The sequence below is a fragment of the Citrobacter freundii complex sp. 2024EL-00216 genome (assembly GCF_043945515.1).
Lineage (GTDB): Bacteria > Pseudomonadota > Gammaproteobacteria > Enterobacterales > Enterobacteriaceae > Citrobacter > Citrobacter portucalensis.
Map to the genome: position 1 here is coordinate 1 of NZ_JBIMRA010000004.1, position 22,321 is coordinate 22,321.

Below are 22,321 nucleotides of genomic sequence, written 5' to 3' on the forward strand. Positions count from 1 at the left end.
CGCCAGCGTTCAATCTGAGCCATGATCAAACTCTTCAATTTAAAAGTTTGATGCTCAATGAATTAAACTTCGTAATGAATTACGTGTTCACTCGTTGAGACTTGGTATTCATTTTTCGTCTTGCGACGTTAAGAATCCGTATCTTCGAGTGCCCACACAGATTGTCTGATAAATTGTTAAAGAGCAGTTGCGACGCGCTTTAGCGCTCTGTCGCGAGGTGGCGTATATTACGCTTTCCTCTTTCAGAGTCAACCCTCATTTTCAGGTTTTTCTCTTCAACCGAACCGGCTGTTTGTGTGAAGTGATTCACATCCGCCGTGTCGATGGAGGCGCATTATAGGGAGTCGACTCAGGAAGACAAGCGGAAAAATGCATTTTTGTTTCAACCGCTCACCTTTTATCCACAACGCTTACTTTTGCTGCTTTTTTATCGCCATCGGCAGGTCTGCCAGACTATTTATAACCAAATCTGCCGCATTTTCTGCTTCCGGCGTGACGGGTTTGCCTGTGCGGACCAATACCTTCGTGCCAACATTCGCAGCTGTCGCCGCCTGCATATCTTCAATTTTATCGCCTACCATATAAGAAGCGGCCATATCGATGTGCAAGAAGTCTCGGGCGGAGATAAACATGCCAGGATGCGGTTTACGGCAGTCGCAGACCTGACGATACTCTTCTACAGTACCCTGCGGGTGATGCGGGCAGTAGTAGATACCATCCAGCTCAACGTCGCGATCGGCCAGCGACCAGTCCATCCATTCGGTCAACGTTTCAAACTGCGCCTCAGTAAATTTACCACGCGCGATACCAGACTGGTTCGTCACGATAATAAGCGCGTAACCCATCTTTTTAAGTTCACGCATGGCATCAATAACGCCGTCGATAAACTCAAACTCGTCGATCTCATGTACATAACCGTGGTCCACATTAATGGTACCGTCACGGTCGAGAAAAATTGCGGGTACAGACTTTGCCACCTTTTATAGCTCCTGAATAAGGCATGTGACTCTAGTATCGCATGTTTCAGCGGGCAAGAAAGTGCTCATCGTGCAAAGCCCGATTGATTTAGACGTCTGGATGCCTTAACATCCATCTTGTTGACGGCTTCGACCGTACCTGACAGACGAAAATGCCACGGCTAACTTAATTACGATAATAAATAACCAATGATTAAACTTTCGAATATCACCAAAGTGTTCCAGCAGGGGACTCGCACCATTCAGGCGCTAAATAATGTCAGCCTGCATGTTCCTGCCGGGCAGATTTATGGCGTTATTGGCGCCTCCGGCGCCGGTAAAAGTACGCTCATCCGCTGCGTTAACCTACTCGAACGCCCTACCGAAGGCAGCGTTCAGGTTGGCGGTCAGGAGCTGACCACGCTTTCTGAGTCGGAGTTGACTAAAGCTCGCCGTCAAATCGGCATGATTTTTCAGCACTTTAACCTGCTCTCTTCCCGTACGGTGTTCGGTAACGTCGCACTACCGCTGGAATTGGATAACACGCCAAAAGAAGAGATCAAACGCCGCGTAACAGAACTGTTGGATTTGGTTGGTCTTGGCGACAAGCACGATAGCTACCCGGCCAACCTTTCCGGTGGACAAAAACAGCGTGTGGCGATCGCCCGTGCGCTGGCAAGTAACCCCAAAGTGTTGCTGTGCGATGAAGCCACCAGCGCACTCGATCCGGCAACGACACGCTCGATTCTGGAATTATTGAAAGATATTAATCGTCGTCTGGGACTCACCATTCTGCTGATTACTCACGAGATGGACGTTGTAAAACGTATTTGTGACTGCGTGGCGGTCATCAGTAATGGTGAACTGATTGAGCAGGACACCGTTAGTGAAGTGTTCTCACACCCGAAAACGCCGCTGGCACAGAAATTTATCCAGTCCACGCTGCACCTGGATATTCCGGAAGATTATCTGGAACGTTTAAAAGCGGAGCCGGAAGCCGACAGCGTGCCGATGCTGCGTATGGAATTCACCGGCCATTCGGTCGATGCACCGCTACTTTCTGAGACGGCCCGTCGCTTTAATGTGAATAACAACATTATTAGCGCGCAGATGGATTACGCCGGCGGCGTGAAGTTCGGCATCATGCTGACTGAAATGCACGGCACACAGGAAGATACACAAGCAGCCATTAGCTGGTTGCAGGAACACCATGTAAAAGTAGAGGTACTGGGTTATGTCTGAGCCGATGATGTGGCTGCTGGTTCGCGGCGTATGGGAAACGCTGGCAATGACCTTTGTGTCCGGTTTTTTTGGCTTTGTGATTGGTCTGCCGGTCGGCGTGTTGCTGTACGTAACGCGTCCGGGGCAAATTATTGAGAACGCGAAGCTCTACCGTACGCTCTCTGCGCTGGTGAACATTTTCCGTTCCATCCCGTTCATCATCTTACTGGTGTGGATGATTCCGTTCACCCGCATGATCGTAGGCACCTCAATCGGACTGCAGGCCGCTATCGTTCCGCTGACCGTCGGTGCCGCGCCGTTTATCGCCCGTATGGTGGAAAACGCGCTGCTCGAAATCCCGACCGGGCTGATAGAAGCCTCTCGTGCGATGGGCGCCACGCCGCTGCAAATTGTACGTAAGGTATTACTGCCAGAAGCGCTGCCAGGACTGGTCAATGCGGCCACCATCACCCTTATCACGCTGGTTGGTTACTCCGCGATGGGCGGTGCCGTCGGTGCCGGTGGTCTTGGACAGATTGGCTATCAGTACGGCTATATTGGTTACAACGCTACCGTAATGAATACAGTACTGGTATTGCTCGTCGTTCTGGTTTATTTAATTCAGTTATCCGGCGATCGCATCGTCCGGGCTGTCACGCACAAATAACGTTGCACACAACACTAAAAACTCATTAAGAAAAGGAAATAAGCATGGCGTTCAAATTCAAAACCTTTGCGGCAGTTGGAGCCCTGATCGGTTCTCTGGCACTTGTGGGTTGCGGTCAGGATGAAAAAGATCCTAATCACATCAAAGTGGGCGTTATTGTTGGCGCAGAGCAGCAGGTTGCAGAAGTCGCGCAGAAAGTGGCAAAAGAAAAATACGGTCTGGACGTTGAGCTGGTCACGTTTAACGATTACGTTCTGCCTAACGAAGCGCTGAGCAAAGGCGATATCGATGCTAACGCCTTCCAGCACAAACCATACCTGGACCAGCAGATCAAAGATCGTGGTTACAAGCTGGTTGCTGTAGGCAATACTTTTGTTTACCCGATTGCGGGCTACTCCAAAAAAATCAAATCACTGGATGAGCTGCAGGACGGTTCCCAGGTCGCGATTCCAAACGACCCGACTAACCTTGGCCGTTCCTTGCTGCTGCTGCAAAAAGTGGGCTTAATCAAACTGAAAGACGGTGTTGGCCTGCTGCCAACCGCGCTGGACGTGATTGAAAACCCGAAAAACCTGAAGCTGGTTGAACTGGAAGCACCGCAGCTGCCGCGTTCCCTGGACGATGCACAAATCGCACTGGCGGTCATCAACACCACCTACGCCAGCCAGATCGGCCTGACTCCGGCAAAAGACGGTATCTTTGTTGAAGATAAAGATTCCCCGTACGTAAACCTGATTGTAACTCGTGAAGACAATAAAGATGCTGAGAACGTGAAGAAATTCGTTGAAGCATACCAGTCTGACGAAGTGTACGAAGCAGCAAACAAAGTCTTCAACGGCGGTGCTGTTAAGGGCTGGTAATTTTAGGCTGTTTACAGAATCTGTAATATCATCAGGACGGGCGCTTGCCCGTCTTGTCATTTATGCAAGCACCTGATTCAATATCTGACGTTTAGATCATTCATTGAGGAAATATTATGCGTGCTTTACCGATCTGTTTAGTAGCACTCTTGCTGAGCGGCTGTTCTATGTTAAGCAGATCCCCTGTTGAACCCGTTCAAAGCACCGCAACCCCGCCGAAAGCGGAGCCGGAAAAACCGAAAGCACCGCGCGCTACGCCGGTAAGAATCATTACTAACGCTGAAGATTTAGTAGGCAAACCGTTCCGCGATCTTGGCGAAGTTAGCGGTGAATCCTGCCAGGCTTCAAACCAGGATTCCCCTCCGAGCATTCCAACCGCACGCAAACGCATGCAGATTAACGCATCAAAAATGAAAGCTAATGCGGTATTGCTGCACAGTTGCGAAGTGACCAGCGGAACGCCGGGTTGCTATCGTCAGGCGGTTTGCATCGGTTCTGCACTGAACATTTCGGCGAAATGAGCCATTTTCAGTTCGAGCAAATAGGCGTTATCCGCTCACCTTATAAAGAAAAGTTCGCCGTTCCACGTCAGCCCGGTCTGGTGAAAAGCGCCAGCGGTGAACTGCATTTGCTCGCACCTTATAACCAGGCCGATGCCGTTCGCGGCCTGGAAGCCTTCAGTCATTTGTGGGTGATTTTTGTTTTTCACCAGACAATGGAAGGTGGATGGCGTCCGACCGTGCGCCCTCCCCGCCTTGGCGGCAACGCCAGAATGGGTGTCTTTGCCACGCGTTCAACGTTTCGTCCTAACCCTGTTGGCATGTCGTTGGTTGAGCTACGGGGCATCCGCTGCCATAAAGAGCACGTGATCCTCGAACTCGGTGGGCTGGATCTTGTTGATGGCACGCCAGTCGTAGATATAAAACCGTATCTGCCGTTTGCCGAATCGTTACCCGATGCTCGCGCCAGCTATGCTCAGGATGCCCCCAAGGCCAGCATAGACGTGACGTTCAGTGAAGATCTCGCGGAGCAGCTACCGAAGCTCGAACAACGTTACCCGCATCTTCGTCAGTTTATTGCCGAAGTGCTGGCGCAGGATCCGCGTCCTGCCTATCGTAAAAACGAGGAAGAAGGCAAAACCTACGCCGTCTGGCTGCTGGACTTTAACGTCCGCTGGCGCGTCACGCCGTCAGGATTTGAGGTCTTTGCTCTGGAAGCCCGCTAATTTGCGTCGCGTACTCTTTTGACATCCCTTTCTCGCTGGTAAACTAAACCACTTTTGTTTTGTGCCAGGCTCGTTTTGAGCCTGTTCGATCGTTCAACTGGAACCGTAACAACATGCGTACTAGCCAATATCTGCTCTCCACTCTGAAGGAGACACCTGCCGACGCCGAAGTCATCAGCCACCAGCTGATGCTGCGCGCCGGGATGATCCGCAAGCTGGCCTCCGGGTTATATACCTGGCTGCCGACCGGCGTGCGCGTCCTGAAAAAAGTCGAAAACATCGTGCGTGAAGAGATGAACAACGCCGGTGCGATCGAGGTGTTGATGCCGGTCGTTCAGCCTTCTGAACTGTGGGAAGAGAGCGGCCGTTGGGAACAATACGGCCCGGAACTGCTGCGAATTGCTGACCGTGGCGATCGTTCGTTCGTCCTCGGCCCAACGCATGAAGAAGTGATCACCGACCTGATCCGTAACGAGCTGAGCTCTTACAAACAGCTGCCGCTGAACTTCTATCAGATTCAGACCAAATTCCGTGACGAAGTCCGTCCACGCTTCGGCGTGATGCGCTCCCGCGAATTCCTGATGAAAGATGCATACTCTTTCCACACCTCTCAGGAATCCCTGCAGGAAACCTACGACGCGATGTACGCTGCGTATAGCAAAATCTTCAGCCGTATGGGGCTGGATTTCCGTGCAGTACAAGCGGATACCGGTTCTATCGGCGGCAGCGCCTCTCACGAATTCCAGGTGCTGGCGCAGAGCGGCGAAGACGATGTGATCTTCTCCGACTCCTCTGACTATGCGGCGAACATCGAATTTGCCGAAGCCGTTGCGCCGAAAGAGCCGCGCGCGGCAGCAACCCAGGAAATGACGCTGGTAGATACGCCGAACGCTAAAACCATCGCCGAACTGGTTGAGCAGTTCAACCTGCCTATCGAAAAAACCGTGAAAACCCTGCTGGTGAAAGCGGTTGAAGGCAGCAGCTACCCGCTGGTCGCCCTGCTGGTTCGTGGCGATCACGAGCTGAACGAAGTCAAAGCGGAAAAACTGCCGCAGGTTGCCAGCCCGCTGACCTTTGCCACCGAAGAAGAAATTCGTGCGCTGGTAAAAGCAGGTCCTGGCTCGCTCGGTCCGGTGAATATGCCAATTCCGGTGGTTATCGACCGTACCGTTGCAGTAATGAGCGATTTCGCTGCCGGTGCCAACATCGACGGTAAACACTATTTCGGTATCAACTGGGATCGCGACGTGGCCACCCCGGAAGTTGCTGACATCCGTAACGTGGTCGCCGGCGACCCTAGCCCGGACGGCAAAGGTACGCTGATGATCAAACGCGGTATCGAAGTCGGCCACATCTTCCAGTTGGGTACCAAGTACTCTGAAGCGATGAAAGCCGCTGTTCAGGGCGAAGATGGCCGTAACCAGACGCTGACTATGGGCTGCTACGGTATCGGGGTCACTCGCGTAGTCGCTGCTGCTATTGAACAAAACTTTGACGATCGTGGCATCGTATGGCCAGATGCCATTGCCCCGTTCCAGGTCGCCATTCTGCCGATGAACATGCACAAATCCTACCGTGTGCAGGAGCTGGCTGAAAAGCTGTACGCTGAGTTGCGCGCACAGGGTATCGAAGTGCTGATGGACGATCGTAAAGAGCGTCCGGGCGTGATGTTTGCCGATATGGAACTGATCGGTATCCCACACACCATCGTGCTGGGCGACCGTAACCTCGACAACGACGATATCGAATACAAATACCGTCGTAACGGCGAGAAAGAGCTGATTAAAACCGGCGACATCGTTGACTTCCTGGTCAAAGCCATTAAAGGCTAATACCAACAAAAAGGCCCTGATTATCAGGGCCTTTTTTCTATCGATTAATTACACGCTTTACCAGGGATAAATTTCGCGTCTTTATCCGCCATCAACGTTTTCACTTTCTCACCCGTATCCGGGTTTGACTCCAGCGTGAAATGCGCCTCAAGCGTCAGCAGTACGGACTGTCCGTTTTCCGCACGAGCGGCTAAATAGTCGCGTTCAAGCTGAGCGTTATTCGCCACCGGCATCCGTTTACCCGTTGCGCAGTCGGTAAAGATTGCCGCGTCAGCCATATAGAAATACATGCCTCGCATCGGCATTGGCGTCACCGGTAAGCTGGCGGAAACCGGCTGGAGCGTGTAGTTAAACTGTGACTCAATCGGGTTACCTTCACGATCGAGCATTTCCAGCGCCTCGCCTTTAGCCCGGTAGTACGATTTTTCACCTTTGCTGTCGGTCAGCACCAGTTTGTCGGCTGTACGCGCCCATGTGCCATAAGAGGCAAATGAAGACGGTTCATCCCGCACGCCCTGATAGCGTTCGTTCATCACCCATGTACCGTCTTTTTCCAGAAACAGAGAGGTTTCAATCCCTTCGCAGTCCGCGCAAGGTAAGATGCCACGCCAGCTTTGCTGCATCGGTTTTAATTCTGCCGCCCGCGTCGGCTGTAGTACTTCAACTTCAGTACGGTTATTACAGCCGATCAAGGAAAAAAGCGTGCATGCAGCGACCACGGACAATATTGCTGTTTTCACTATCAATTCCTTATTAATTTTTATTCCCGCTCGTCAGTCTTGCGTTCGACGAACTCTCCCGCGCAGTGCTTTCACTGTGGATTTTTGCGCCTTCGATGACAACCTGCGCTCTTTCGAGGCGCGCGTAGGGCGAGTTGCCTGTCGGCTTTTTTGCACCGCGGTTAATTCTTTTATCACCGCCACCAGTCGGGAGATTGCCGCTTCCCGATTGAGCTCCTGGCTACGGTATTCCTGCGCCTTAATGATAATAATGCCATCGCCGCTAATCAGATGATGGCTGGCGGCCAGCAGGCGTTCCTTGTAATACTCTGGCAGGCTCGAGGCCCGAATGTCAAAGCGCAAATGGATAGCCGTCGAGGTCTTGTTAACGTGCTGACCACCCGCGCCTTGTGCCCGAATCGCCGTGATTTCCAGCTCATTATCAGGGATAGAGACGTTTCGGGAGAGAACAATCATGAACGCGGCTGCCACGCGGTCAGATGAATTTCCAGATTGTTCTGAGAGTCGGACAGCCAAATAGCGCCGTCCTGAATAGTCGCCTGCAGCGCCATTGTACGACCAGCAAAATCACTCAGTTGCGCCAGCTGTTCATCATCCAGATACCACACGGTGAGATTTTTAAACTGCGCACATTTGTTCTGGTTTTGCTGCCACCAGATCTGAGCCGCACGGCTGTTGTAGGCAAACAGAGCAACCTCACCAGACTGGGTACAGGCTTTCTTGATACGGCGCTCATCCGGCAGACCCAGCTCAATCCAAAGATCGATGCCCAGATGGTCGTTACGCAGCCATGCTTCAGGCTCGTCTTCCGCGCTCAGGCCACGCGTGAACTGCAGCCGTTCATCGGCATATTTAATCCAGGCCAGCAGGCGCAGCATCATGCGCTCCTGGGTTTCAGAGGGGTGACGCGCCAGCGTCAAGGCCGCGTCAAGAAACTGGTTGCGGTCAAGATCCGCTACGTTGACGACGGCTTTATAAATTGTCGCTTTAAGCGCCATGGGAGAACTCCTTTCGAATCAGGCGCACATTGTAGCGAAAACTGCGGCAAAAGGCTGCTAACTGCTCATCTATCAAGGCGCTGATATTGCTTGAATGAGTATGGTATAGTCACCTTGCTAAACAGAGTTTATCTTCGTAGGCTTAGACTTGCATCCACGGTTAAGTCAGAGTGCTGACAGGAGGGCATGTGGAAAAATATTGTGAGTTAATACGCAAGCGGTACGCGGAAATCGCCAGCGGAGACTTAGGGTATATCCCGGATGCGCTGGGTTGCGTATTGAAGGTGCTTAATGAAGTGGCGGCAGACAGCGCCCTTCCAGAGTCGGTCAGGGAAAAAGCGGCCTATGCTGCCGCGAACTTACTGGTGAGCGATTATGTCAATGAATGAAACGTATCAACCCATCAACTGCGATGATTACGACAATCTTGAACTCGCCTGCCAGCACCATTTGTTACTGACGCTGGCGTTAAAAGATGGCGAAGTTTTGCAGGCGAAAGCGAACGACCTGGTTTCACGCAAAAACGTGGAGTATCTGGTCGCAGATGTCGCAGGTGAAACCCGGGAGCTTCGCCTCGACAAAATTGCCAGCTTCAGCCACCCGCAGATCGGTACCGTGGTGGTCAGCGAATCCTGATTATTTTGGTGCCGGATGACGGTGCAAAGCACCTTATCCGGCCTACTTTCCACGCCAAACCAGACTCACGCCTTCTTCATCTTCCGCCGCTCCCTCACGCGTCACGAAAACACCCGCAGCCGCAATCAACGTTTCGCCGTAAAACAGCATCGGTGTGGTATCTCGTCGCCAGGGTGGAATCCCCTGCTCCTGCCAGATTTTCTTTAATTTCCGTCCACCGTTACGCCCGACAATATGCAATAACCCTGGTGCTTTGAAACGAATGCTGACAGCTTCATCCGCTTGCGGCATGCGCAATTCACCCGCAGAGATTAACTGAACCGAACCCAATCCGGCAGGCAGCGCCAACGGTGTTTTCCACTCTAACCATGGGATAACGGTTTCGCTTTGCCCATCGACTGACTTCACCCACCACAGCTGTGACTGATAACGACGGACCTCGTACTCCCCGAGGCGAAAACAGGGTGAGGCATCTTCCCGCGCCAGCGCCACTTCCTGCCAGATACGTTCCAGTCCATCACGAGAAGGCATCGGCGCATTTAACCCCGCCAGCCAGCGACGAAGCAGCGCGGCACGACGCACGTCGCTCATCATCATTAACGGTACTAGTAGCAGTGTGCCATGGGCTGTGATGCAATCGGCTAAATCGCTGGCCAGCAGTTCATCCAGTAAACTCTCCTGCTCAGCACACAGCGCGGCGCTGCGGGCTACGGCTTGCGCGAAGTGCGGCCAGCGCTGTTGCAGCAATGGGGTAACGCGCAATCTGAGAAAATTGCGATCGTAGGTATCATCCTGATTGCTTTCATCTTCAATCCAGCATAATTCATGCTGCCGCGCCCATGCTTCAAGCGCCTCTCGCGTTTGCGCCAGCAGCGGTCGAATCAGCTGGGTTCCGGCGAACGGTGAGTTTTCGCCCATGGCGGAAAGTCCGGCAGGGCCGCTGCCGCGCTTAAGCGCCAGCAGAAAGGTTTCACACTGGTCATCGAGATGCTGGGCAGTCATTAGCACCTCGCCCGGTAGTAAGGTCTGCGCAAATGCCTGATAGCGCGCGCGTCGTGCCTGAGCTTCGATGCCCAGACCATCATCCTCAAGGTGTACCCGCTCAACCACCAGCGGCACCTGCCACTGCATACATACTGACTCACAGTGCTGCACCCAACTGTCTGCATGTGGGCTTAATCCGTGATGAATATGGATTGCGCGTAAAGCGACCTCAGGATGCTGCGCTCGCCACTGCACCAGCTGATGCAGGAGTACGGTTGAGTCCAGCCCGCCGCTAAAGGCGACCAAAATCGATTGAGAATTCAGCAGTGAAGTGTTCAGCGTGAGTGTCGTCATGATGGTTACTTACAATGGCATTGCCCGGCACGTTACCGGGCTAACGCCACAATGACAAGCCTTACATCTCGTACAGTTCGAGGGGCAATCCGTCCGGATCGTTGAAAAACGTAAAGCGTTTACCGGTAAATGGATCGATACGTATGGATTCACACTTCACGTGGTGTGCTTCCAGATGCGCGATCGACTTTTCCACATCCTCCACGCTGAACGCCAGATGACGCAAACCGCAGGCTTCCGGTCGGCTCGGACGGCAAGGTGGAAACGGGAAAGAAAAAAGCTCAATCACATACTGGCCGTTCAATGCCAGATCGCCTTTCCACGAGTCTCTCTCTTCCCGATAGGCTTCGCTCGTCAGTGTAAAGCCAAGCACATCGCAGTAAAATGCCTTACTCGCCGCGTAGTCCGTCGCAATAATGGCAATATGGTGAACCTGTTTTAATCCCAGCATAGCGTCATCGCCTCTTTCATTTTTCTGTCAGCACGTTACTCGTACGTCTTAGGGTCAGGCAAGTCGTTATGCCATTTTTAAGACTCTCACGCGATACACGCCATCCTCGCCCAGTTTAGCGCCATGGATATCGGTTTCAAATCCCGGGTAGCGCTGCCCCACTGAACACAGCATCAGAAGAAAATCGAGGACAGCCCGGCTTTTGGCAGTGATCATTTCCCCGGGCATCAAGAGCGGCACGCCTGGAGGATAAGGCAGGATCATATTGGCGGACACGCGTCCTACCAGTTGATCAAGCGCCACGGTTTCCACCTCACCTTTGATCTGCCTCTGCCAGGCCTGGTGCGGTGTCATTTTCATTTCCGGCAAGGTATCAAATGCCCGCAGCATCAGTCCGGAGAGATCGTGCTGGCGGATCAGCTTATGGATCCCCTGTGCCAGATCCTGAATACGCATATTGCGATAGAAATCGGGATCTTCAGCATACAGATCCGGCAGCATATTTTTCACGCGTAAATTCAGATCGTACGAGCGCTTAAATTCCGTCAGGCCACGTAGCAGCCCCATCGCCCGGGTTTTATCTATGCCAATACTGAACAGGAACAACAGGTTATACGGTCCCGTTTTTTCGACGACGACGCCGCGTTCATCAAGGAATTTCGCCACCAGCGCCGCGGGGATCCCCTCTTCGCTCATATTTCCCTGTTCATCCATTCCCGGCGTCAGAATCGTGACCTTCACCGGGTCGAGGAACATGTGGTCGGCATCAGCATCAACAAATCCGTGCCAGTCTTCACCTGGCGCTACCGGCCAACATTCTGCTTCATCGACCTTTTCCGGCTGCCAGATATCAAAGAACCAGCCATCCGACTCTTCGCGCAGACGCTGCACTTCTTTACGGAAATGCAACGCCCGTTCCACCGAACGATTGATTAACCGCTTGCCGGAATTGCCACGCAGCATTGCCGCCGCCGTTTCTATCGACGCCACAATCGGATAGCTCGGAGACGTGGAGGTGTGCATCATAAAGGCTTCGTTGAACGTGTCTTCATCATAGTCACCCTTAATGTGGATCAGCGAAGCCTGTGACAACGCCGCCAGCATCTTGTGGGTGGACTGGGTTTCAAATATCACCTTTCCCGGTACCCGTTCGCCGCTCATCCCGCTTTTCCCCTGATAGATCGGATGAAAATGGGTATACGGCACCCAGGCTGAATCAAAATGGATGGAGGACACATCCAGGGTTTGCTTGATCCAGTTGGTGTTATAAAGCAGCCCGTCATAGGTGGAGTTGGTGATCACCGCGTGTACCGGCCATTGCGCCTGAGTCGTCTCTTCTACCTTGCGTTCAATACTTGCACGGGTAAATTCCCGACGGGGTATACCGCCGAGGATCCCCAACGCGTTACGCGTAGGCTTCAGCCAGATTGGCACCACATCGCTCATCATCAGCAAATGCGCCAGCGACTTATGGCAGTTGCGGTCAATCAGTAACGTACTGCCTGCAGGCGCAGCATACATGCCGACAATCTTGTTCGATGTCGAGGTGCCGTTGGTCACCATATAGCTCTGTTCGGCACCAAAAGTACGCGCGATGTACTCCTCCGCTTCGAGGTGTGGTCCGGTATGATCAAGCAATGAACCCAGTTCGGTTACGGAAATGGACACGTCGGCTTTCAGCGTATTGCCGCCAAAGAAATCATAGAACAGGCAGCCGACCGGGCTTTTCTGGTACGCCGTACCCGCCATGTGCCCGGGCGTACAGAAGGTATACTTTCCTTCCTTCACATAGGTAAACAGCGCCTTGGTGAACGGAGGCGTGATGTTATCGAGGTATTCGCTGGTGTACTGGCGAATGCGGGTGGCAATGTCTTCAGACTGACCCAGCGCATACTCAAAAAACCACAGCGCCATGCGCAGGTCGTGCGCACTGACATCCATCGTCGAATGGGTATTAATAAAGGCGTAGAGCGGGAGATACTCGTTGAGCTGGTTGATGTCACTACACAGCTCCAGGCTATATTCATCCCAGTCAAAAATGACGCCGCAAATTCGCGGGTTGTGTTCGATAAACTTCAGCAGGTCAACGCTATTCTGCGGCCAGATAATCTGAAATCCCTGCTGTTGCAGCGCACGTTCAAGTTCCTTGATGGGCTCATCTTTATAAAAGACGCCATGCGGTCCCATGATGGCAATGATATTCATGCGTTCCTCCTGGAAAAACCTTAGTTAATCATAGCCTGGCCAAACCACAGGTAAAAAAAAGGGCCACAACGTTGTGGCCCTTTTCGGAATTAATGCAGTTTACGCGTAACCGTAGCTCATCAGACGCTGGTAACGACGGTTTTTCAGATCGTCTTTGCTTAACACGTCGAGATCGGCGAGATCGGCCAGCAGCTGTGCTTTCAGGGACGCAGCCATCACTTCCGGATTGCGGTGTGCGCCGCCTAACGGTTCCGGAATGATAGAGTCGATAAGCTTCAGCTCTTTCAGACGCGGGGCAACAATTCCCATCGCTTCTGCGGCCAGCGGTGCTTTGTCGGCGCTTTTCCACAGAATTGAAGCACAACCTTCCGGGGAGATAACGGAATAGGTGCTGTATTGCAGCATATTCACTTTATCGCCTACACCGATCGCCAGCGCGCCACCGGAACCACCTTCACCGATAACGGTACAGATTACCGGTACGCTCAGACGCGACATTTCACGCAGGTTGCGTGCGATCGCTTCTGACTGACCACGCTCTTCCGCGCCCACGCCCGGGTAAGCCCCTGGGGTGTCGATGAAGGTAATGATCGGCATGTTGAAACGCTCGGCCATTTCCATCAGACGCAGCGCTTTGCGATAGCCTTCCGGCGCTGGCATGCCGAAATTACGGCGAATCTTTTCTTTGGTCTCACGGCCTTTCTGATGACCAATGATCATCACCGGACGGCCATCCAGACGCGCGATACCGCCGACAATAGCTTTATCATCCGCATAGGCACGATCGCCCGCCAGCTCATCAAATTCATCAAACGCCAGGCGGACATAATCCAGGGTGTACGGACGCTGTGGATGGCGCGCCAGTTGGGCTACCTGCCATGCGCCAAGATCGGCGAAGATTTTACGCGTCAGTTCTACGCTTTTTTCACGCAGGCGATGCACTTCTTCATCGATGTTAATATCCAGTTTCTCATCCTGACGGCTAACCGCAGTCAAAGAATCGATTTTTGCTTCCAGCTCTGCAATCGGCTGTTCAAAATCAAGGAAATTCAGACTCATAGTATTCCTGTATTAGTCAAACTCCAGTTCCACCTGCTCCGAACCAATAAGGCCACGGAGATCGTTTAGCAAACGATCGCTCGGAGAAACACGCCACGTCGCGCCAAAACGCAACCGCGCACGTGCATCCGCCCTCTGATAGTAGAGATGTACTGGAATTGTCCCCGAGCGGTGGGGTTCCAGAGACTGACGGAGTCGGTTTAAAAGCTGGTCATCAATTTGCCTGTCCGTCAGCGAGATAGCAAGCCCGCGAGCATATTTTTCCCGGGCTTCGTCAATATCCATGACTTCACGGGCCATCATTTTAAGCCCGCCGCTGAAGTCATCAAAGCTGACCTGTCCGCTGACGATAAGTATGCGGTCTTTTTCCAGCAATTGCTGGTATTTATCCAGAGCATCGGTAAACAACATAACTTCCAGACGTCCGGAACGGTCATCCAGTGTACAGATGCCGATACGATTGCCGCGCTTGGTGACCATTACCCGCGCAGCAATGACGAGCCCCGCAGCCGTGGTGACTTTACCACGTTCTGTCGGATGCATGTCTTTCAGCCTGTAGCCTCCGACATAGCGCTCAATTTCTTTTAAATACTGGTTGATGGGGTGTCCCGTCAGGTAAAGCCCCAACGTTTCACGCTCACCATCTAATACCACCTGCTCCGGCCACGGTTGGCAACTGGCATAGGATTGTTCAATTTGCTCCGGTTCTTCCGCCAGCACGCCAAACATATCGGCCTGACCGATGGCTTCGGCTTTTGCATGCTGATCGGCGGCTTTTAGCGCATCGTTGAGCGAATTCATCAACGCCGCGCGATGCGGACCAAGGCGATCAAACGCCCCAGACATAATTAGCTTTTCCAGCACCCGGCGGTTAAGTTTTTTGATATCCGTGCGCGCACAGAGATCAAACAGCTCACGGAAGTAACCGCCTTCGTTACGCGCCTCAATAATAGCTTCAATTGGTCCTTCACCCACGCCTTTTATCGCGCCGATGCCATAAACAATCTCGCCATCATCATTCACGTGAAAATGGTAAAGCCCGGAGTTGATATCCGGCGGCAGGATTTTGAGCCCCATACGCCAGCATTCATCTACCAGCCCGACCACTTTCTCAGTGTTATCCATATCGGCGGTCATTACCGCCGCCATAAACTCAGCAGGATAATGCGCCTTCAGCCACAGCGTCTGGTAAGAGACGAGCGCATAGGCTGCGGAGTGCGATTTGTTAAATCCGTAACCGGCGAATTTCTCCACCAGGTCAAAGATTTTCATCGCCAGTTCGCCGTCTACGCCGCGCTTTTTCGCCCCTTCTTCAAAGGTGCCGCGCTGCTTAGCCATCTCTTCCGGCTTTTTCTTACCCATCGCACGACGCAGCATATCCGCGCCGCCAAGGGTGTACCCGGACAACTCCTGGGCAATCTGCATAACCTGTTCCTGATACAGGATAATGCCGTAGGTCGGCTCCAGTACCGGTTTCAGACACTCATGCTGCCATTGTACGTCCGGGTAGGAAATCTCTTCGCGACCATGCTTACGGTCGATAAAGTTATCTACCATCCCCGACTGTAGCGGACCTGGGCGGAACAGAGCCACCAGTGCGATCATGTCTTCGAAGCAGTCAGGCTGCAGACGTTTGATCAGGTCTTTCATACCGCGGGATTCAAGCTGGAAGACCGCCGTGGTCTCCGAGCGTTGCAGCATATCGAAGCTTTTCTTGTCATCCAGCGGGATAGCCGCAATATCCAGCGGTGGCTCACCGTTCTTTTCACGGCGCGCGTTGATCATTTCCAGCGCCCAGTTGATGATGGTGAGCGTACGCAGGCCGAGGAAGTCGAACTTCACAAGACCGGCATATTCCACGTCGTTCTTATCAAACTGAGTAACCGGGTGCAGCCCCTGCTCATCGCAGTACAGCGGCGCAAAATCAGTAATTTTTGTCGGTGCGATAACCACACCACCGGCGTGCTTACCAGCGTTACGCGTGACGCCTTCCAGCTTACGCGCCATATCAATCAGCGCTTTAACCTCTTCATCTGCCTCATAGATTTCTGGCAGTTGGGGTTCGGCTTCAAAGGCTTTTGCCAGCGTCATGCCCGGGTCGGGCGGCACCAGTTTCGAAATACGGTCAACGAAACCGTACGGATGCCCCAGCACGCGGCCCACGTCGCGGATAACCGCTTTTGCAGCCATCGTACCAAAGGTAATAATCTGCGAAACCGCATCACGACCGTACATTTCCGCCACGTGCTCGATAACCTGGTCGCGTTTCTCCATACAGAAGTCAACGTCGAAGTCGGGCATTGAGACACGTTCCGGGTTAAGGAAACGTTCGAACAGCAGGTCAAATTCCAGCGGATCGAGATCGGTAATTTTCAGCGCATAGGCGACAAGTGAGCCAGCGCCGGAACCACGTCCCGGGCCTACCGGTACGCCGTTATCTTTCGACCACTGGATAAATTCCATAACGATCAGGAAGTAGCCAGGGAATCCCATCTGGTTGATAACTTTAAGTTCAACTTCCAGACGTTCATCGTAAGGCGGGCGCTTCTGCGCACGAACTTCAGGGTCAGGGAACAAAAATTCGAGACGTTCTTCCAGCCCTTCGCGTGATTTCGCCACGAGGAAATCCTCGGTGGTCATATCGCCGGTCGGGAACTGCGGCAGGAAGTATTCGCCCAGACGCACCGTCACGTTGCAGCGTTTGGCTATCTCGACGGTGTTTTGCAGTGCTTCCGGAATATCGGAGAACAGCTCGCACATCTCATCTTCGCTGCGCATGTACTGCTGCGGCGAATAGTTACGCGGGCGTTTCGGGTCATCAAGGGTGAACCCGTCGTGGATTGCTACGCGGATTTCATGCGCGTCGAAATCTCCGGTTTCCAGGAAGCGGACATCGTTAGTCGCCACCACCGGTAGACCACGCGTTTCGGCCAGTGCTACGGCTGCATGCAGATAATTTTCTTCATCTTGCCTGCCGGTGCGAATCAGTTCGAGGAAATAGCAATTGGGAAAATGTTCTTCGTAAAACGCCACGCACTCGTCAACCAGTGCGCTATTGCCGCGCAGCAGGCTGCGTCCGACATCGCCCATGCGACCGCCGGAGAGCAAAATCAAACCTTCTTTTAGCTCGACCAACCAGTCCCGGTCGATAACCGGCCCTTCTGCGCCATAGCCGCGCTGATAGGCTTTCGAAATCAACAACGTCAGGTTCTGATAGCCGGTATTATTTGCGGCCAGTACGGTGAGCTGCGTGAGTTCATCGCCCAACAGCTCACTGCGGACATGAAAATCTGCGCCAACTATCGGCTTGATACCCGCGCCGTGGCCCGCTCCGTAAAACTTCACCAGACCACACAAGTTGGTAAAATCGGTGATCGCCAGCGCAGGCATGCCTAACGCGGCCGCCTTTTTCACCAGCGGCCCGGTTTTCGCCAGCCCATCGATCATGGAGTAGTCGCTGTGCACCCGTAGGTGGACGAAACGTGGTTCAGACATCTTCAGATTCCTTCGACACAAGAATCAGGACGAGAGTCCCAGTGCGCGTTTGACGGGGCCAAAGCTGCGGCGATGGTGCTCAGTCGCACCATGCAGTGCCAATTTTTCCAGATGAAATGCGGTTGGATAGCCTTTGTGCTGTGCAAAACCATACTGTGGAAAAACCGTATCCAGCGCCGCCATTTCAGCGTCACGGGTCACTTTTGCCAGAATCGATGCGGCGCTAATCTCCGCCACGCGGCTATCACCTTTGACCACCGCCATCGACGGTACCGGTAATGCCGGGCAACGATTGCCGTCAATCAGCACGTATTCAGGCGCAATATGCAGACCCGCAACCGCACGCTGCATGGCCAGCATGGTGGCCTGCAAAATGTTCAGCTCGTCGATTTCATGCGGTTCCGCCCGACCCAGGCTCCAGCTTAACGCTTTTTCTTTAATTTCATCAAACAGCGCCAGGCGACGTTTTTCTGACAGTTTTTTTGAGTCGTTAAGACCGATAATAGGGCGAGCCGGATCCAGAATGACGGCAGCAGTGACGACTGCGCCAACCAAAGGGCCGCGCCCGACTTCATCCACACCCGCCACTAAATGCGTATGCGGATACACAAATTCAATCATTGCGCTAACTCCAGGACCGCATCCGCCGCCTGCTCATCAGCATTGCAACGGATCTGCTGGTGCAGTTCACGGAATGTGTCGTGCATCGCATGGCTGGTTTTACCATTTGCCAGCAATGGCAACAGCGCTTGCGACAGCGCCTGCGGTTCACACTCTTCCTGCAACAGCTCTTTAACCAGTTCTCTTCCCGCCAGCAGGTTAGGTAGCGAAACGTAATCCGTTTTCACCAGGCGCTTCGCCAGCCAAAAGGTGAAGGGTTTCATACGGTAGCCAACCACCATCGGGCATTTTGCCAGCATACATTCCAGCGCGGCGGTACCTGAAGCCAGCAGTGCGGCATCGCTGGCCACCATTGCTTCACGTCCCATCCCATTGAGCAGATGTACAGAAAGCTCCGGTGCAACTTCCGCTTTAATGCGTTCAAACTGCTCGCGACGTTTGGCATTCACCAACGGCACCACCACTTCGAGATCCGGATAATGCTGGCGTAATAGCTGCGCCGTTTTCAGAAAATCGGCGCTGAGCATCTCCACTTCTGCACCACGGCTTCCTGGCAGTAGCGCCAGGCAGTGAGCGTCATGAGGAATACCCAGAACATCACGGGCCGCATTTTTATCCGGGTCCAACGGCATGGCATCCGCCATGGTATGACCGATAAAGCGGCACGGGACGTTAAATTTGTCATAAAACGCCTTTTCGAAAGGCAGAAAGGCCAGCACCATGTTGGTGGATCTGCCTATTTTGAAAACGCGTTTCTGTCGCCACGCCCAGACGGACGGACTGACATAATGAATGGTTTTAATGCCCTGTTTTTTCAAGTTCCCTTCGAGGGTAATATTGAAATCAGGCGCATCAATGCCGACGAAAACATCCGGCTTTAAGTCGGTGAATCGGCGAGTGAGGTCGGCACGAATATGCAGTAAACGGCGCAGGCGTCCGAGCACTTCAACAATGCCCATGACCGCCAGCTCTTCCATTTCGTACCAGGCTTCACAGCCTTCGGCCTGCATCAGCGGACCCGCCACGCCAACAAAGCGCGCATTGGGAACGCGAGCCTTGAGTGCACGGATTAACCCTGCACCAAGAATATCGCCGGAGGTTTCTCCGGCGACGAGGGCAATCGTTAAAGGACGCTGTTCAGTCATTAACGAATCAGGCCACGCGTTGAGCGCTCAAAGAAGTCGCTGAAAGCCTGAACTTCGGGGTACTGTTTCGCCAGTTCCGCGATTTCTGGTTTCACTTCTTCCAGCGTTTTACCGCTACGGTACAACGCTTTGTAGGCGTTACGAATCGCGGTAATCGCTTCGCGGGTGAATCCACGACGCTTCAGACCTTCGATATTGACGCCAAACGGCGTCGCGTGGTTGCCCTGGGCGATAACGTACGGAGGCACGTCCTGGGCTACACCAGAACAGCCGCCAACCATCACATGAGCACCGATGATGCAGAACTGATGCACCGCAGTCATGCCGCCGATGATAACAAAATCATCAAGCGAAACATGTCCGGCAAGCGTGGCGTTATTCGCCAGAATACAGCGGTTGCCTACCGTACAATCATGCGCGACGTGCGCATTAATCATCAGTAAGTTATCGCTGCCCACCTTCGTCACTCCACCGCCCTGCACTGTGCCACGATGAATGGTGACGCTTTCGCGGATGCGGTTGCGATCGCCAATTTCCACACGGGTCGGTTCGCCAGCATATTTAAGATCCTGGTTAACTTCACCGATGGAGGCAAACTGATAGATCTCGTTATCGCGACCAATTTTTGTATGGCCATTCACGACAACGTGAGACTTCAGTACGGTACCCTCACCAATTTCAACATGGGGTCCAACAATACAAAATGGGCCAATGTGAGCATTGGCACCAATGCTGGCGCCCTCTTCTACAATGGCGGTCGGGTGAATAAAGGCGGATTTATCAATCACGTATCAGGCCTCCCGGCTACGGGCACACATCATCGTTGCTTCGCACACAACTTTACCGTCGACCAGCGCAACCCCTTTAAAACGGGTCAGGCCACGGCGCGTTTTCTCGAAAGTCACTTCCATGATCATCTGATCGCCAGGCACGACAGGACGCTTAAAGCGTGCTTCATCAATACCAGCGAAATAATACAGTTCGCCTGGTTCCAGTTTTCCTACGCTTTTAAACGCGAGGATACCGGTAGCCTGTGCCATCGCTTCCAGAATCAATACGCCAGGGAAAATAGGTTTACCCGGGAAGTGGCCCTGAAAGAAAGGCTCGTTAACGGATACATTTTTCACTGCGCGCAGAAAACGACCTTCTTCAAAATCCAGCACGCGGTCAACCAGCAGAAACGGAAAACGGTGCGGCAGAAGTTCTAAAATCTCTTCAATATGCAGAGTATGAGTGTTAGTAGTCAAAATACTCTTCCTGTCAAAATATACTAAAAGGCAATAATAACACGGCCTGTCGCAATCGTATGAATGGGACAGGCCGAAAAGTCAGACATGCAAAAACGGTGCTTTAGTCTTGTTGATTAACCTTGCGCTCAATCGCTTTGAGGCGCTTGCTCATATCATCAATATTCATCACCAGTGCAGCTGTTTTACGCCATACCTTGTTGGGTTGTAGCGGAATGCCTGAGGAGTAGACGCCAGGTTCAGTGATAGGACGCATCACCATACCCATGCCAGTTACCGTAACTTTGTCGCATATTTCCATATGCCCATTGATCACGCTGGCACCGCCAATCATGCAATAACGGCCAATCTTCAGGCTACCCGCCATAATGACGCCACCGGCTACCGCCGTATTGTCGCCAATCACAACGTTATGCGCAATCTGGCACTGGTTATCAATGATAACACCATTACCGATCACAGTATCGTCCAGAGCACCACGGTCAATGGTGGTACAAGCGCCGATCTCGACGCGATCGCCGATAATCACGCGACCAAGCTGGGGGATCTTCACCCAGTTACCACGATCGTTCGCGTAACCAAATCCATCAGATCCAACGACAGTGCTGGACTGGATCAGACAATTTTCACCGATCTGGATGTCGTGGTAAATCGTCACATTCGCCCACAAGCGTGAACCTGCACCGATTTTGGTATTTTTTCCGACGAAGCAGCCTGCACCGATAACCACGTTATCGCCCAGTTCTACGCCAGACTCAATGACCGCATTTGCGCCCACAGAGACATTATTACCCAGCTTCGCCGTTGCATCGATCACTGCACTGGGTGCAATGTTCTGTGCAGGCTGAGGCGTGGTATCTAAAATTTGCGCCATACGTGCATAGGTCAGGTAGGGATTCTTCACTACCAGCGCCGCACTCTTAGCAAAAGGAAGATCGTCCTGCGTCATCACAACGGCAGACGCCTGGCATACGCCTAAATGTTCACGGTATTTAGGATTCACCATGAACGTGATATTGCCAGTTTGCGCAGATTGCATGGACGCTACGCCGGTGATGACGATATCGCCATCACCGTGTAATTCTGCATCCAACTGCTCTGCTAAATCAGCCAGTCGAATTGAAGGCATTACTTATTTAACCTGTTTCAGTACGTCAGCGGTGATGTCTTTTACATCGCTGCTGTTGTATGCAACGGTGTTTGCGTCAACGACCAGATCAATGCTCTGGCTGTTAGCAACAGATTTCACCGCTGTCTGGATACGAGTAACCAGTTTGCCACGTTCTTCGTTGGAACGACGTGCACGATCCTGCTCGAAAGCCTGAGCTTTCTGAGAGAAAGTCTGGCGCTGAGCCATAACGTCTTTTTCCAGCTTGGTACGATCGCTACCCGCTTTCATTGATTGCAGACGCTGCATTTTAGATTGCAGATCGGATTCCATACGCTGCAGTTCGCTGGCACGGCCTTTGAACTCGTTTTCCAGAGTAGCAGAAACACCCGTCTTCTGTGCAACCTGTTGGAACAGGCTACCCATATTGACGATTGCAATTTTGTCAGCAGCCTGTGCGGACGTTGCCATCGCTAAACCGAGACCTGCAGCTAATAACCACTTTTTCACAATTAAC

23 protein-coding genes are annotated in these 22,321 nt (G+C 52.8%); 8 read left to right on the forward strand and 15 right to left on the reverse strand.

Features of this window, described 5'->3' with window-relative positions:
• Nucleotides 1-410: 410 nt before the first annotated feature.
• Nucleotides 411-977 (reverse strand): D-glycero-beta-D-manno-heptose 1,7-bisphosphate 7-phosphatase, encoded by a 567-nt coding sequence (gene gmhB, locus ACHHZ7_RS06055; RefSeq protein ID WP_008786280.1) that lies wholly within the window; start codon nucleotides 975-977, stop codon nucleotides 411-413.
• Between the two features lie 189 nt (nucleotides 978-1,166).
• Here gmhB and metN point away from each other — a divergent pair, with 189 nt between their 5' ends.
• From metN to proS, 6 genes are all read left to right on the forward strand, one after another.
• Complete coding sequence (gene metN / locus ACHHZ7_RS06060; protein WP_003829140.1) at nucleotides 1,167-2,198, forward strand: methionine ABC transporter ATP-binding protein MetN; 1,032 nt, start codon at nucleotides 1,167-1,169, stop codon at nucleotides 2,196-2,198.
• A complete protein-coding gene (locus tag ACHHZ7_RS06065; protein WP_003018471.1) occupies nucleotides 2,191-2,844 on the forward strand; it encodes a methionine ABC transporter permease MetI in 654 nt (217 codons plus the stop codon). The genes metN and ACHHZ7_RS06065 overlap by 8 nt, the downstream gene beginning before the upstream one ends.
• Before the next feature lie 44 nt (nucleotides 2,845-2,888).
• Nucleotides 2,889-3,704 carry a methionine ABC transporter substrate-binding lipoprotein MetQ gene (metQ, locus tag ACHHZ7_RS06070; RefSeq protein ID WP_003829145.1) on the forward strand — a complete coding sequence of 272 codons (816 nt, stop codon included), beginning with the start codon at nucleotides 2,889-2,891 and terminating at the stop codon, nucleotides 3,702-3,704.
• 116 nt (nucleotides 3,705-3,820) lie between these two features.
• Nucleotides 3,821-4,225, forward strand: a complete 405-nt coding sequence (gene rcsF, locus ACHHZ7_RS06075; protein ID WP_003018477.1) for an Rcs stress response system protein RcsF — start codon at nucleotides 3,821-3,823, stop codon at nucleotides 4,223-4,225.
• Nucleotides 4,222-4,929: a tRNA (N6-threonylcarbamoyladenosine(37)-N6)-methyltransferase TrmO gene (tsaA, locus tag ACHHZ7_RS06080; protein ID WP_008786279.1), complete on the forward strand. Its 708-nt coding sequence runs from the start codon at nucleotides 4,222-4,224 to the stop codon at nucleotides 4,927-4,929. Before rcsF ends, tsaA begins: the two co-directional genes overlap by 4 nt.
• Nucleotides 4,930-5,042: 113 nt before the next feature.
• Nucleotides 5,043-6,761, forward strand: a complete 1,719-nt coding sequence (gene proS, locus ACHHZ7_RS06085; RefSeq protein WP_003829149.1) for a proline--tRNA ligase — start codon at nucleotides 5,043-5,045, stop codon at nucleotides 6,759-6,761.
• Between the two features lie 44 nt (nucleotides 6,762-6,805).
• Here the strand turns inward: proS and nlpE are convergent, their stop codons facing one another.
• The 3 genes from nlpE to ACHHZ7_RS06100 are packed head-to-tail and all read right to left on the reverse strand — an operon-like array spanning nucleotide 6,806 to nucleotide 8,499.
• Nucleotides 6,806-7,504 (reverse strand): envelope stress response activation lipoprotein NlpE, encoded by a 699-nt coding sequence (gene nlpE, locus ACHHZ7_RS06090; RefSeq protein WP_085951559.1) that lies wholly within the window; start codon nucleotides 7,502-7,504, stop codon nucleotides 6,806-6,808.
• Nucleotides 7,505-7,534: 30 nt separating this feature from the next.
• Nucleotides 7,535-7,957 (reverse strand): alternative ribosome rescue aminoacyl-tRNA hydrolase ArfB, encoded by a 423-nt coding sequence (gene arfB / locus ACHHZ7_RS06095; protein ID WP_032942412.1) that lies wholly within the window; start codon nucleotides 7,955-7,957, stop codon nucleotides 7,535-7,537.
• Nucleotides 7,954-8,499: a YaeQ family protein gene (locus ACHHZ7_RS06100; protein ID WP_003018497.1), complete on the reverse strand. Its 546-nt coding sequence runs from the start codon at nucleotides 8,497-8,499 to the stop codon at nucleotides 7,954-7,956. Before ACHHZ7_RS06100 ends, arfB begins: the two co-directional genes overlap by 4 nt.
• 188 nt (nucleotides 8,500-8,687) lie before the next feature.
• Between ACHHZ7_RS06100 and ACHHZ7_RS06105 the strand changes: the two genes are divergently transcribed.
• Both ACHHZ7_RS06105 and rof read left to right on the forward strand, forming a co-directional pair.
• On the forward strand, nucleotides 8,688-8,888 hold the full coding sequence (locus ACHHZ7_RS06105; protein ID WP_003018499.1) for a YaeP family protein: 201 nt from the start codon (nucleotides 8,688-8,690) through the stop codon (nucleotides 8,886-8,888).
• Nucleotides 8,875-9,135 carry a Rho-binding antiterminator gene (rof, locus tag ACHHZ7_RS06110; RefSeq protein ID WP_003018503.1) on the forward strand — a complete coding sequence of 87 codons (261 nt, stop codon included), beginning with the start codon at nucleotides 8,875-8,877 and terminating at the stop codon, nucleotides 9,133-9,135. Before ACHHZ7_RS06105 ends, rof begins: the two co-directional genes overlap by 14 nt.
• A 42-nt stretch (nucleotides 9,136-9,177) precedes the next feature.
• Here the strand turns inward: rof and tilS are convergent, their stop codons facing one another.
• From tilS to skp, 11 genes are all read right to left on the reverse strand, one after another.
• Complete coding sequence (tilS, locus tag ACHHZ7_RS06115; protein ID WP_060682718.1) at nucleotides 9,178-10,473, reverse strand: tRNA lysidine(34) synthetase TilS; 1,296 nt, start codon at nucleotides 10,471-10,473, stop codon at nucleotides 9,178-9,180.
• A 61-nt stretch (nucleotides 10,474-10,534) separates the two neighbouring features.
• On the reverse strand, nucleotides 10,535-10,924 hold the full coding sequence (locus tag ACHHZ7_RS06120) for a VOC family protein (RefSeq protein WP_060682719.1): 390 nt from the start codon (nucleotides 10,922-10,924) through the stop codon (nucleotides 10,535-10,537).
• Between the two features lie 66 nt (nucleotides 10,925-10,990).
• Complete coding sequence (gene ldcC, locus ACHHZ7_RS06125) at nucleotides 10,991-13,129, reverse strand: lysine decarboxylase LdcC (protein WP_048236098.1); 2,139 nt, start codon at nucleotides 13,127-13,129, stop codon at nucleotides 10,991-10,993.
• A 99-nt stretch (nucleotides 13,130-13,228) separates the two neighbouring features.
• Entirely contained in the window at nucleotides 13,229-14,188 is a 960-nt protein-coding gene (gene accA, locus ACHHZ7_RS06130; protein WP_003829164.1) for an acetyl-CoA carboxylase carboxyl transferase subunit alpha, read from the reverse strand.
• 12 nt (nucleotides 14,189-14,200) lie between these two features.
• Entirely contained in the window at nucleotides 14,201-17,683 is a 3,483-nt protein-coding gene (dnaE, locus tag ACHHZ7_RS06135) for a DNA polymerase III subunit alpha (protein WP_008786271.1), read from the reverse strand.
• Between the two features lie 24 nt (nucleotides 17,684-17,707).
• The gene (gene rnhB, locus ACHHZ7_RS06140) at nucleotides 17,708-18,304 is read right to left on the reverse strand and encodes a ribonuclease HII (RefSeq protein ID WP_008786270.1); all 597 of its coding nucleotides are present in this window, start codon (nucleotides 18,302-18,304) and stop codon (nucleotides 17,708-17,710) included.
• On the reverse strand, nucleotides 18,301-19,449 hold the full coding sequence (gene lpxB / locus ACHHZ7_RS06145; RefSeq protein WP_003829168.1) for a lipid-A-disaccharide synthase: 1,149 nt from the start codon (nucleotides 19,447-19,449) through the stop codon (nucleotides 18,301-18,303). Before lpxB ends, rnhB begins: the two co-directional genes overlap by 4 nt.
• Entirely contained in the window at nucleotides 19,449-20,237 is a 789-nt protein-coding gene (gene lpxA, locus ACHHZ7_RS06150) for an acyl-ACP--UDP-N-acetylglucosamine O-acyltransferase (RefSeq protein WP_003018525.1), read from the reverse strand. Before lpxA ends, lpxB begins: the two co-directional genes overlap by 1 nt.
• A 3-nt stretch (nucleotides 20,238-20,240) precedes the next feature.
• Nucleotides 20,241-20,696, reverse strand: coding sequence for a 3-hydroxyacyl-ACP dehydratase FabZ (fabZ, locus tag ACHHZ7_RS06155; RefSeq protein ID WP_003018528.1), 456 nt, complete (start codon nucleotides 20,694-20,696; stop codon nucleotides 20,241-20,243).
• Between the two features lie 103 nt (nucleotides 20,697-20,799).
• A complete protein-coding gene (gene lpxD / locus ACHHZ7_RS06160; protein WP_003018531.1) occupies nucleotides 20,800-21,825 on the reverse strand; it encodes a UDP-3-O-(3-hydroxymyristoyl)glucosamine N-acyltransferase in 1,026 nt (341 codons plus the stop codon).
• A gap of 3 nt (nucleotides 21,826-21,828) precedes the next feature.
• Nucleotides 21,829-22,314, reverse strand: a complete 486-nt coding sequence (skp, locus tag ACHHZ7_RS06165; RefSeq protein WP_016151765.1) for a molecular chaperone Skp — start codon at nucleotides 22,312-22,314, stop codon at nucleotides 21,829-21,831.
• Between the last annotated feature and the right edge of the window lie 7 nt (nucleotides 22,315-22,321).